12 protein-coding genes are annotated in these 11,771 nt (G+C 57.1%); all 12 read left to right on the top strand.

What is annotated here, in order from left to right; all coding sequences use genetic code 11:
- Positions 1-654, top strand: a 654-nt coding sequence (locus K1Y02_21395; protein MBX7258932.1) for a hypothetical protein, incomplete at its 5' end; no start/stop codon positions are given.
- A gap of 51 nt (positions 655-705) precedes the next feature.
- Entirely contained in the window at positions 706-1,038 is a 333-nt protein-coding gene (locus K1Y02_21390) for a rhomboid family protein (GenBank protein MBX7258931.1), read from the top strand.
- A complete protein-coding gene (locus K1Y02_21385; protein ID MBX7258930.1) occupies positions 1,035-2,837 on the top strand; it encodes a DUF4129 domain-containing protein in 1,803 nt (600 codons plus the stop codon). Before K1Y02_21390 ends, K1Y02_21385 begins: the two co-directional genes overlap by 4 nt.
- A complete protein-coding gene (locus K1Y02_21380) occupies positions 2,824-4,086 on the top strand; it encodes a DUF4350 domain-containing protein (protein MBX7258929.1) in 1,263 nt (420 codons plus the stop codon). Before K1Y02_21385 ends, K1Y02_21380 begins: the two co-directional genes overlap by 14 nt.
- 58 nt (positions 4,087-4,144) lie before the next feature.
- The gene (locus K1Y02_21375) at positions 4,145-5,056 is read left to right on the top strand and encodes a MoxR family ATPase (protein ID MBX7258928.1); all 912 of its coding nucleotides are present in this window, start codon (positions 4,145-4,147) and stop codon (positions 5,054-5,056) included.
- Positions 5,053-6,420, top strand: a complete 1,368-nt coding sequence (locus K1Y02_21370; protein ID MBX7258927.1) for a DUF58 domain-containing protein — start codon at positions 5,053-5,055, stop codon at positions 6,418-6,420. Before K1Y02_21375 ends, K1Y02_21370 begins: the two co-directional genes overlap by 4 nt.
- Before the next feature lie 22 nt (positions 6,421-6,442).
- Positions 6,443-7,465 carry a stage II sporulation protein M gene (locus tag K1Y02_21365; protein ID MBX7258926.1) on the top strand — a complete coding sequence of 341 codons (1,023 nt, stop codon included), beginning with the start codon at positions 6,443-6,445 and terminating at the stop codon, positions 7,463-7,465.
- Entirely contained in the window at positions 7,462-8,271 is an 810-nt protein-coding gene (locus K1Y02_21360; GenBank protein MBX7258925.1) for an RDD family protein, read from the top strand. The genes K1Y02_21365 and K1Y02_21360 overlap by 4 nt, the downstream gene beginning before the upstream one ends.
- Before the next feature lie 57 nt (positions 8,272-8,328).
- The gene (locus K1Y02_21355; GenBank protein ID MBX7258924.1) at positions 8,329-9,282 is read left to right on the top strand and encodes a tetratricopeptide repeat protein; all 954 of its coding nucleotides are present in this window, start codon (positions 8,329-8,331) and stop codon (positions 9,280-9,282) included.
- Positions 9,279-9,806 carry a hypothetical protein gene (locus tag K1Y02_21350; protein MBX7258923.1) on the top strand — a complete coding sequence of 176 codons (528 nt, stop codon included), beginning with the start codon at positions 9,279-9,281 and terminating at the stop codon, positions 9,804-9,806. The genes K1Y02_21355 and K1Y02_21350 overlap by 4 nt, the downstream gene beginning before the upstream one ends.
- A gap of 16 nt (positions 9,807-9,822) precedes the next feature.
- Positions 9,823-10,545, top strand: a complete 723-nt coding sequence (locus tag K1Y02_21345) for a pyridoxine 5'-phosphate synthase (GenBank protein ID MBX7258922.1) — start codon at positions 9,823-9,825, stop codon at positions 10,543-10,545.
- A 580-nt stretch (positions 10,546-11,125) separates the two neighbouring features.
- Positions 11,126-11,587: a hypothetical protein gene (locus K1Y02_21340; protein MBX7258921.1), complete on the top strand. Its 462-nt coding sequence runs from the start codon at positions 11,126-11,128 to the stop codon at positions 11,585-11,587.
- Positions 11,588-11,771: the final 184 nt, after the last annotated feature.

The raw sequence follows: 11,771 nt of genomic DNA, 5'->3' as shown, positions 1-11,771 counted from the left end.
CGAAAGGCCATCGCATCCTTGCGCCCCATCATTGACACCGTTCAGGGTACGGTGACTGCGGAAGCCGCCGCGGAGACGATTGCGGCGATATTCGCGACGCCCGAAGCTCAAGCGACTATTGAACAGCGCATGCCTACTGGACAGTGGGCGCCTGCTGCACAGGCGCCGGTGGCTGCTTCCCGCGCGGCGCGCGTCTTGCGACGCGATTCCGGAAACGTGCACCTGGCTCTCTTTATTTTTCTCTTTCTGGACGCGGTCATCCGCCTAGCGGGTATCGTGTATCCGCCGTTGGCGAATTATCCGCTGATGCTTATCATGACGCTGGTACTCCTGTGCCTTATTGTGGCGGCGTTGGTCCGGCAGCACCGCAGCGACATGTCATCTCCTCTGCGAAACACGGTATGGAGCCTATTTGTCTATGCCTGCTTTCTGGCGGTCGCCATTTACATCTACGAAGTGATGAATCAGATGGAATGGCAGTTTGGCATGCAAGGTCAAGATGTGGAGTTGGCTCGCCCCCGGCAAATACTAATGATGGTGGTCAATACGGTGGCCTCCGTGTGCGACCTGATATTCGGTTCGATAGGACTCGTATTCCTGCGCAGCTATCTCGTTTCCTTTCGCGGCGTGGAAGCGGCCAAGTCCGAATCGTGAGCGCGTCACGGCTCTTGTATTTAACTCCTGCGCCCCGGTAGCTTAGTGCCCATGCATCAGCATCATCTCAGCGAACAACGTTGTTTCAATCACGCGCGCCGGGAGGCGGTCGCCCGGTGTCCGGAATGCAGGCGCTACTTTTGCCGTGAATGCATCACCGAACACGACGATCGTGTGGTGTGCGCGTCGTGTCTGAAGCAGAGTTTTGCGCCTTCCGCGAAGGAATCGAGGCGTTGGCGGCGGCTGGCGCGCGTGGGACAGGCCCTATTCTGCTTTTTGATGCTGTGGTTTATTTTTTTCATGCTGGGGCGAGCACTGCTGCATCTTCCGTCGGAGTTTCACGACGATATTCTGGGAATGACCCAAGAGGAAGCGGAACTTTGAGTAAGCGTTCCGAAGCGATAGCGGGAGGATTTGAAATCGTCGAAGAGGCGATCTATCTGCTTCGTTACGCACCGGCGAGTATCCATGCCATCTACTACATGGGCGCGTTGCCGTTCATTCTCGCATTGCTTTATTTCTGGGGAGACATGAGTCAAAGCGCCAATGCCCAGCAACACCTGGCATTGGGGTCGCTGGGGCTGGCGGTACTTTTCGTCTGGATGAAGTGTTGCCAGTCGATATTTGCCTCGCTCATATCCGCGCGAATTGCGCAAACCCCGCCCCCTTCGTGGACGTGGAAGCGCTTTGTGCGCATGGCTATTACGCAGACTATCGTGCAACCTTCGGGGCTGCTTTTGCTGCCGATGTCGTTCGTGCTGTTGCTGCCTTTTCCGTGGGTGTACGCTTGGTATCAGAGCATGACTGTCCTTGGCGAGCGAACCGACGAAGGTGTATGGGAGTCGGGGCGTCATGCTGTAGGCTTGTCCAAGCTCTGGCCAAGGCAGAATCATATTGTCATATGGCTATTGAGCCCGTACCTCGTCGTCACGGCGGCGATACTCATGCTGGTGATGATACCTGTTGCCGAGGAATTCTCTCCGTACTGGACGACTTCGCTTCTCTATTTCTACACGGTGCTGTACATGTTCGTGACGATGATCTTCTGTCCGATGGGCGTACTTGTGGCAGCGAACATCGGCTTTTGCCTGTTTGCGTTTCCTTGGATGTTGCAGACATTTGCCGGAATCGAGACGGTCATCGTACAGGGAGGCACGTTTACGTCTCCGACGTTTTACGCTATCGTCTGTTCGCTCACGTATCTTGTGCTCGATCCGCTCGTGAAGACGGCATTTGCGATTCGTTGTTTCTATGGAGAGTCGCTGAAGACGGGTCGCGATTTGCGCGCGGAATTGAAGCTTATACAGCAAGGATCTCTGGGGCGGGCGGCATTGACCGTGCTTGTTGTGATTGCGGCTTCTTTGTGCGCGACGATGGCCTGCGCCGCTGAAGCGCCGGTCGAGGCCGGCCTTCAACCTGGCGCGGAGGTTACGACGCGAGTATCCGCGGAAGAGCTTGACCGGAATATCGCGGAGGTAATAGCTCAGGCGGAATACGCGTGGCGCTTGCCTCGCGAGCCTCTTGAAGCCCAGAAAGGTTTTTTGACCTCCTTTGTGGACATGATTGAGGAGGCGGTTCGCAATGTATTCAAGTGGGTGAAGCATCAGATTGGCAGGTTCATTGATTGGGCTCGCGGCTTTATCCCTGACTGGAATATCAATCCAAGCGTGCCCACGTTTTCGTGGCAAGCGCTTCCAGAGATCATGATGCGGTGTTTGATTGTTCTTGTCGTCGTGTTGTTGGCCATTTTCCTATACCGACTCTGGAGGCAGGGAGCTTGGCGCCGAGTTACGGTGCACGCGAGCCCCGTTGTGACGGATGTTCCTGACATCGCCAATGAAGCTGTCGGGGCGGACGCGCTTCCCGAGGATGGTTGGGTTGCGATGGCGCGCGACCTGCTTGAGCGCGGTGAGTTGCGTCTGGCAGTGCGGGCGATGTTTCTGGCTTGTCTTGCGCACCTCGCACGGAGGGAGATGATTCTGCTGGCCAAGCACAAATCGAACCGTGATTACGAACGCGAGCTTAAACGGCGCGCGCATGCGGAACCGGATTTGTTCGACGCTTTTTCGAAGAACACATTTCTTTTCGAGCGTGTCTGGTATGGCAATCATTCGGTCACAGACGAGTTCTTGAGGCAGTTTACGGAGAATCAACAAAGGATGACCGCCGTTGCGCAACGGTAACCGATGGATAACCGTGGGATTGCTCGCCATGTTCGCGGCCTTTTTCGCGGGCGCGGCGCATCTCTTTCTTTTGCGGTATGAAGTCGGCGATGTCTATCCGCCGTATTCGACGCTGCGATCCGATCCGCTCGGCACGAAAGCGCTGTACGAAGCGCTGGAGCGCATTCCTTCCATCACGACTGAGCGCAATACGCGAGATATGAAGCGACTATCAGTCTCGCCGCCGCCCACAGTCTTCATTCTCGGTGTGCCCCCGGAATTGGCGTGGTGGGAGGAAACGCAACAATCGGCCGACGCTCTTGCCGCAATTATGCATGCGGGGGGGCGCTTGGTGGTCGCATTTGCGCCGACTCGCACGTACAGCGGCGACGAAGACCTCTACACGCAGTTCCGCAATTCCCAGAGCGAAGAGGAGGAGAAGCGGAGGAGTAGACTCAGGGGTAGGGGAGAAGATGGCGAGGAAGACGGCGAAGACCTTGGGAAGCCTGTTGATTTGCGAGAGGTGTGGAAGATAGATGTTGACAGGCCCAAATCCCCGACAGGCGATGGACAAGAGGACCGGCGCGATCTGGAGGCGATGAGCGTGCCCGGCGAGACATTGCCGAGTTCGCTCGAGTGGCACAGCATAGCGTATTTCAAACCATCAGATGCCGCGTGGAAGACACTCTACGAATGTGATGGCAAGCCTGTTGCCGTTCAGCGCGAAATTGGAGACGGCACGCTCGTTATGCTGACCGATTCGTATCTGTTCAGCAATGAAGCCATGCGCAAGAGCCCGGAAACGGAAGTCATTGCACGATTAATGGGCCCGAGCGAACGGGCCGTCTTCGATGAGATGCATTTGGGGATTTCCGAGAGGCAAGGGGTGATGACGCTCGCTCGCAAGTACGGGCTGCACGGATTCGTATTTGGATTCGCGGCGCTGGTTTTGCTCTTTTTCTGGAGAAACCTTGTTCGGCTGACGCCACCGTACGAGGACGAGTTTGACCAGAGCGCATGGTATTCCAAGGGACGGGAGGCGGCGGAGGGTTTAACCAATTTGCTGCGCCGCAGCATCAAACCTTCTGATTTGCTTGGGACGTGTGTGAACGAGTGGAAACGCGCGGTCGGCATGAGGCGACCCGATAGCCAGAAGAAGTTGGAAAAGATGCAGACTGTTCTCGACGCCCACGCGGCAGGCAACACAAAGCCCGTGGACCTGGTGCTCGCGTACCGAGAGATGGTTCGCATCACGACGGAAAGGAAGTGAGCGCGTGCAAGCTGAACTGAACCGACTGAAAGATGTGCTTGAGCTGACCCGCGCGGAAATGGCCAAGGTCATAATTGGCCAGCAGGACGTGATCGACAAGGCCCTGATTACGATCCTCACTAACCAGCACGCATTAATCGAAGGTGTGCCGGGGGTGGCGAAGACGTTGTTGGTGCGTACGCTGGCCCGTGTACTGGGATGCGATTTTGCGCGCATCCAGTTTACGCCGGATCTCATGCCGACGGACATTACGGGCACCAACGTATTCAATTTGCAGCAGAACAGTTTCACGCTCGTGAAAGGGCCGGTGTTTACGACATTTCTGCTTGCCGACGAAATTAACCGGGCGCCCGCAAAGACGCAATCCGCTTTGCTTCAAGCCATGCAGGAACGCCACGTCAGCATTGACCGCGATACGCACGCATTGCCGGACAACTTCACCGTCTTTGCGACGCAGAATCCCATCGAGTACGAAGGCACGTATCCGTTGCCGGAAGCTCAGAAGGACCGCTTCATGCTCAAGATCAGCATGGTGTGTCCTGACCGGGACGAGGAGTTGTCGCTGGCCAGCCGCACGCTGGGTAAGGAATCACCCGAGGCAACCCTGGCTTCGGGGGCCGTCCGGCAGATCATTACGGAGGCCGAGCTGACGGCATTGCGAAGCAGTCTGCTTTCGGTCGTGGTACGGGACGAGTTGATCGGATACGTGGTCGACCTCGTCCGTGCTACGCGTACGCATCCGAGCATTCTAGTGGGAGCGGGCCCGCGCGCGACGCAGGCCATTCTGCTGTCGTCTCGCGTGAGCGCGGCGATTGCCGGACGCGATTTTGTGACTCCCGACGATATCAAGTCGATGGCCACGCCGGTGCTTGAGCACAGGCTGATTCTTCGGCCCGAATACGAGATTGAAGGGATGACGGTTTCCGAGATTATCGGAAAGGTCTTGGAGGACGTGGCGGTCCCGAGATGATTGCTCCAAGCCTCATATTGCTGTTGGTGACGGCGTTTGTGATCGTCCCGTGTGGCGGTGTCGCGGTGATGCAACCGCATCTAGCGCCGGTGTTGCTTGCGGTCGTTCTGCTTACCATCGCTGTCGCTGTATTGGATGCGATGATGGCGCACAGCCGCGTACGCGGCATCCGCATTCTGCTTCCGGACGTAATCCGCTTGACAAAAGACCGTGAAGGCACGGTGGAACTGCAAGTGCACAGCGAGCGGGAGAAAGAGTCGCGATTGACCGTGGGACTTCCGTTTCCGCGCGAAATCGGTTCCGACGCCGAGTCCTTGGACGTTTACATACCGGGCGACGTCTCGGTGTCGCGTGCGCCGTGGCTTGTCACGCCGACCAAGCGCGGGAATTACCGGTTATCTCACGTCTATTACCAATGCATGTCGCCGTTGCGATTGTGGACCTACAGCACTTCAAACCCGGTTGATGCCGAGATTCGCGTGTATCCGAATCTAATGAACGAGCGCAAATATGTGGCCGCATTGTTTCTTCCGCGCGGCGTGTTCGGAATCCATGCGCAGCGACAGGTCGGGCAAGGACGCGAATTCGAGAAGTTGCGCGAGTACATTTCCGGCGACGGGTACGACGAGATTCACTGGAAGGCCACGGCCAAGCGCGGCAAGCCTGTCACCAAGGTTTATCAACTCGAACGTACCCAGGAAGTCTACGTCATAATCGACACATCGCGTCTTAGCGGACGCACGGTGTATATGCCGGCCAGCGGCGGCATCAATCGCGCCGAAAGTTCGAGCATCGAAGTTACGCATCTCGAACGGTTTATTTCGGCGGCCCTTATACTGGGCGCGGCGGCGGAACGCCAAGGCGATCTGTTCGGACTTCTCACGTTCGGCGATCGTGTGCGGTCATTCGTCCGCGCAAGAAATGGACGAGCGCACTACAACACCTGCCGGGACGCGCTTTACACACTCGAACCGCAAATTGTGAATCCCGATTTCGACGAGGTTTTCTCGTTCATACGGTTGCGTTTGCGACGGCGCGCGCTGTTGCTGTTTCTCACGAATCTCGACGACGCCGTGCTTGCCGAGAGCTTTGTGCGAAACATCGAGATCGTTCGCAGGCAACACTTGGCGCTCGTGGGCATGATTACTCCGCCGCGCGTTCAGCCGATCTTCTCCAATACCGGCGCGGAGTCTCTGGACGATGTCTACCGCGACCTCGCGGGCCATCTTCGCTGGCATGATCTGCGCGAGTTGGAGCGCGTTTTGCACCGTCGAGGAGTCTCGTTCTCTCTTCTCGAGCACGAAAGCATGTGCGGCCAGCTTGTAACGCAATATATGGACGTAAAACGGAGGCAGCTAATCTGATGATGCGGCGAAGGAGTGATCGGTGATCATCGATTTGCAGCGATTTCTGAAGGAAGAGCGCCCGCATTGGAAAGAGCTTGAGGAGTTGCTTGCGCTCGCGTCGGTGAACATGGAGTATCGGATGACGCTGGAGCAAGCGCGCCGACTTCAATATCTCTATGAACGTACGGCGACGGGTCTTTCCAAGTTGACTACCTTCGCTTCCGAGCCCGAGCTGCGGCACTATCTCGAATCGCTGGTCGCGCGCGCGTATGCGGAGATTCACGAGGAACGCGATCGCGAGAAGCGTTTCTCGCCGCTCAAGTGGTTTCTGAAGACATTCCCTCAGACGTTCCGGAGGCATAAATGGGCGTTTGGCGTGTCGTGCGGCATCACGCTCGTTGGCATTCTATTCGGCGGGTTTGCCGTGCAACACGATGCCGAGGCGAAAGACGTGTTGATGCCGTTCCCGAACCTGCAGATTGATCCGCGGGAGCGCGTCGAGCGGGAGGAAGAGGTTCCTGAAGACGACAAAATGGCGGGAATGAAGGCGCAGGGCATGAGTTGGTACTTCACGCACAACACGAAAGTCGCCATCATGACGATGGCGGTTGGAGTGTTTTGGGGAATAGGGTCGGCCATTCTGCTCTTCTACAACGGCGTCATACTCGGGGCCGTGTGCCTGGATTACATCCGCGCGCACGAGACCACGTTTTTGATCGGTTGGCTGCTGCCGCACGGTTCGGTGGAAATCCCTGCAATTCTCATAGCGGGACAAGCAGGATTGGTGTTGGGCGCCGCACTCATCGGAGGCCGCGATCGGCATTCGGTGCGTGGACGCCTGCGCGTGATTGCCCCTGATTTGGTGACGTTGATGGCGGGTGTCGCGATTATGCTGGCATGGGCCGGATTTGTGGAGTCGTTTTTGTCTCAATACCATGAGCCCGTCATCCCCTATGTAGTGAAGATATCGTTCGGGGGTGTCGAGCTTATTTGTCTGGCGGCGTATTTGCTGTTTGCCGGGCGAGAGAAGCGGTCACGCCGAGAAGATCGGAGTGCGCCGTGAAGCGCGTGCGAGCCAATGTCCTTGATATCCAGACTCCTGAAGGGATCGTATTTTCGCTCCAACTCGCGGGACCCGTGGTGCGGTTTCTGGCATGGGGCGTCGACTTCGCAGCGATATCGACGTTGGTCCTGATTGCGTCCTATCTGTTTTCGTTCTTTATCATATTCGGCCAATTTCTGCTTTTTGTGGGGGACTGGGCAGGCGCCGCGTATGCGGTGATCGTGTTTGTTATCAACATGGGCTACAACATGGCGCTGGAGTGGCTGTGGCGCGGCCAGACCGTTGGCAAGTGGTTGTTCCGGCTTAGTGTGATGGACGCGCAAGGATTGCGCCTTCGTTTCAACCAGATCATCATACGTAATCTTCTGCGCGCCGCGGACATGCTTCCCTTCTTGTATCTTGTTGGGGGAATTGCGAGTTTGCTTAGCCGCCGTTCGCAGCGTTTGGGCGATCTGGCGGCCAACACGATCGTCGTTCGAACGACCAAAGCGACCAGCCCCAATCTCGATCAGATTCTCGCCGGCAAGTACAACTCCTTTCGCGACTATCCGCACATTGAGGCGCGTCTGAGACAGCGAATCTCTCCCGATGAGGCTCGCATTGCGCTGCAGGCGCTTGTGCGCCGAGACACGCTCGAACCCCAGGCGCGCGTTGAGCTTTTCGCCGAAATTGCAGCGCATTTCCGCACGTTGGCGGCTTTTCCCGAGGAGGCGACGTATGCGATTACGGATGAGCAATACGTCCGCAATGTGGTCGATGCCGTTTTTCGTCCTCAGCCGGTGGCGTCTGGGGTCCATTCTCATTAAAATAGTCGGTGGAGAAGGTGAACAGAGAAACGACGTGTGTGGAAAGGGTCGGTGCCAATGGCGACACTCAAAGAAGGACTACGAACCGGGTTTCTCTTTGACCGAGGCGTGCGGTTCGCGGAGCTTGAAAACTACACCGAAGCGCTTACGTTTTTCGAGGCCGTGACGATTCGCGATCCGAATTCCGCCGTGGCGCATTCGAATGTGGGCTACTGCCACTTCAAGCTGGGCAAAGCGGAAGCGGCAGTTGCTGCCTATTCAAAGGCGAGAGAACTGGACCAAAGCGATCCTCAGATCCCGTATGACCTGGGATGTGTGTTTTACGCGCAGGGGCAGAAGCAACAGGCGTACGAGGCCTTTCGCGAGGCGCTTGACCGAATGCCCTCGGACAAAGAAGCCTATTCGGCCATGGAAAAGGTGCGTATCGAACTGAAGCTCCCGGCAACGCAGGGATTCTCCGTGCCTGTCACGCTTCCCGGTTCCGGGCGCCTGGTCATTGAGAAAAGTCCGCGGCGTGAGGCGGTTGCCGAGGAAACGGTCTCGCCTGTGGCCGCACGGGAGCCCGAACCGAAGGCTGCGCCGCCCGTGAAACCGGCAAAGCCCGCACCTGCGACACCCGCGGCGCCCGCGGCGCCCGCCAAACCGGCCAAGAGTGTCGAGGAATGGCTGGAAGAAGGGAACGAGCACTATTCCGAAGGACGTTTCGAAGAGGCGCTTCGAGCTTGGACCGAAGCAACGCGCGCGCAGCCCGGCCACGCCAAGGCGCACAACAATCGGGCGGCGGCATTGCTGGAATTGGGCAAGCATCAGGAGGCCATCGAAGCGGCAAGCGAGGCACTGCGAATTCACCCTGGTTACGCCGTGGCACACATGACGCGAGGCGAGGTGTATGCGGCGCTGGGAAACCGTGAGGCCGTATTGCGTGAATATACGGCGCTCAATCAGTTGGACGAGGATCTCGCAAAGCACCTTTTGGAGCTCATCGAGAAACCATCGGAGGGGAAGTCATGATGCGAGCAGCGTTATGCATATTACTTGTATCAGTGATGCTCGCCGGTTGCAGCGCGGACAAATCTGCAACCAACGCGCCGGTCGATCAGTCTCTAAAGGATTCCATGTCCGAAGTGAGGAAATCCATGGAGTCTGCGGTCGGGAACATCACGGAGAAGGCGGCAGCCGCCAGCAAAGAGCAACTTGGAAAACAGATTGATCTGTTAAAGACGGAATTCGAGCGTCAGCAGAAGGCGTTGGGCGAAAAGGCTGAGACGATGACCGGGGAAGCGCAGACCAAGCTGCGTGAAGCGTTGAAGGATCTCGAGTCAAAGCAGGGCGAGTTGACGAAGAAGTGGGAAGCATTCTCGAAGGACAGCGGTCAGGCAGCGAGCGAAATGGCCGCGGGACTAGCGAAGGCCATGTCCGAATTCCGGGACGCGCTGGCCAAGGCATCTTCAGAATTTCGCAAGGCGGAGGCCGAAACGGCCGCAGAGACACCGAAAGAAACGGAAGGCGCGGAGACAGCGCCCAAACCCCAATAGGCAATTAAGAGGTAGCATGATCGAGCTTGGAGTCAACATTGACCACGTAGCCACGCTCCGCCAGGCGCGAATGGAAAAGGACCCGGACGTTATTACCGCGGCCAAGATCTGCGAACTCAGTGGTGCTCATCAGATCACGGTCCATCTGCGCCAAGACCGCCGGCATATACAGGACCGAGACGTGGAACTGCTGAAGGAAGTGCTTCAGATTCGATTGAACCTCGAGATGGCCGCGGTGGACGAGATCATCGGCATTGCCCATCGCATTCATCCGCACACGGTGTGCCTCGTGCCGGAGAATCGTTCCGAAGTGACCACCGAGGGCGGCCTAGACGTGGCGGGCCAAGTGAAGCGGCTGAAAACCGTTGTGAAAGGTTTTCACGACGCGGGTATCAAGGTTAGTCTCTTTATCGACCCGGACCTGCATCAAGTGGATGCGAGCGCGGAAGCCGGGGCCGACTATGTGGAGCTTCACACGGGGGCGTACGCCAACGCGGGCGATCTCGATGTCTCGAACGAATTGCAGCGGCTGGTTGGGGCTGCGGCGCGCTCGATTGGCAGCGGCCTCATTTTTAACGCGGGACATGGCCTAACCGTCCGCAATCTGCGACCCGTCGCCTCGATACCCGGCCTGAATGAAGTGAACATTGGACACAACATCATCGCGCGCGCTGTCTTTATTGGATTGGACGCTGCGGTCCGCGAGATTCTGGACGTCTTGAAGGAGTGTTCCTCCTAGTCCGCAATCTGCACCGGCGCGAATGAGCGCCGACGCAAAGTGCTCACGTGCAAGACTCTGAAGCTATGCCATGAGGATTTCTCGCGAGCACACTCTGTTTTTGGAGAACCGCTTTGTCTTTAGCCGCAAGTCTCGCCAACACACTTGTTACGACAGAAGTTCAAGTGTGTTCGTGAGAAATCCGGGCTGACGAGCAGTCGCGAGCAGCCCCGCGCAGTTACAGGGGAAGAGTCCGCGTGTTTGTGTCCATAAAAGCTGGGGTGTACCTCTCCTCCGTTTTCTCTTGACTCAGCTATCGTTTCCTGGTGAAAATGCAACTCCGGTGTGCGAGATCAACGCGCACAAAGGAGGTGCCGTGGTGGGCAAACGCATGAAGGCGGCCGAACCGTGTTTGACGGTCGTACTCCCTGTTAACGCTACCCCATTGGCTAACCTTACTCGGAACTTCATCTTTACTCTCCGACGCCTGCACGATTTCGTGTCGCAGAAACCAGTCCGGAGCGCATATCCAGGAAGACTTCGCAAAGCAGGTTGAACCATAGGCAGTGTGGCGTACCAATAACGAGGGAGGGCACGGCGAATGGCGCGATACTCGGGTGAACACACGGAAACGTTCACGGTGAACGCGCCGATCGAAACCGCCAAAGCGCACTTCAGCAATTTGGAGACCATCGCTACGCACTACGGGGATGTCAAGCAGTGGAAGAAAGTACGAAGTGACACCCTGAGACTCGTGCTTGAGCCGCGCACCGAAATCGGAGTGACCTTTAATGGCGAGCACTCCTGCAAGTGGACGTTCACGTCAGACAACGTGCTCGAATGGAAATCCGTAGGCAAAGGGAACATGCATTCCGAGGGTATCGCCACATTTACTTCCGTGGGCAAGAACAAGACGCGCATCGAGTATACCGAGCGCATGGATTGCGAGATGGAGGTGAACTTTCTAGTGGCGCGCCTCATCAGTCCAGTGGTTGCGCGTCAGATCCGGGACGGTGTAAAGAGTTACCTGGAGCGAATGCGCGACGCACTGCCCCGCAAATAGCCGAGAACAGCAAACCTTATGACAAGGAGAGTAATACCATGGCGAGTCTTCCTTTCGCGCTGCAGCTCTATACGATACGGGACCACATGGAAAAGGACATTCCAGGTTCGCTAAAGCGGGTCAAGGAGATTGGCTACGACCATGTTGAATTGGCGGGTCTTGGGCCCTACACCGCCGAGGAATA

The organism is Candidatus Hydrogenedentota bacterium (genome assembly GCA_019695095.1).
Lineage (GTDB): Bacteria > Hydrogenedentota > Hydrogenedentia > Hydrogenedentales > SLHB01 > JAIBAQ01.
Note: the sequence above shows the minus strand (reverse complement) of the source record. Positions and strands in the feature narration are given on the sequence as shown.

Excerpts from the sequence above, each read along its gene's own strand:
- K1Y02_21350 (MBX7258923.1), top strand. The coding sequence starts at position 9,279 with ATGATGCGAGCAGCGTTATGCATATTACTTGTATCAGTGATGCTCGCC.
- K1Y02_21340 (MBX7258921.1), top strand. The coding sequence starts at position 11,126 with ATGGCGCGATACTCGGGTGAACACACGGAAACGTTCACGGTGAACGCG.
- K1Y02_21390 (MBX7258931.1), top strand. The coding sequence starts at position 706 with ATGCATCAGCATCATCTCAGCGAACAACGTTGTTTCAATCACGCGCGC.
- K1Y02_21345 (MBX7258922.1), top strand. The coding sequence starts at position 9,823 with ATGATCGAGCTTGGAGTCAACATTGACCACGTAGCCACGCTCCGCCAG.
- K1Y02_21355 (MBX7258924.1), top strand. The coding sequence starts at position 8,329 with ATGGCGACACTCAAAGAAGGACTACGAACCGGGTTTCTCTTTGACCGA.
- K1Y02_21375 (MBX7258928.1), top strand. The coding sequence starts at position 4,145 with ATGGCCAAGGTCATAATTGGCCAGCAGGACGTGATCGACAAGGCCCTG.
- K1Y02_21370 (MBX7258927.1), top strand. The coding sequence starts at position 5,053 with ATGATTGCTCCAAGCCTCATATTGCTGTTGGTGACGGCGTTTGTGATC.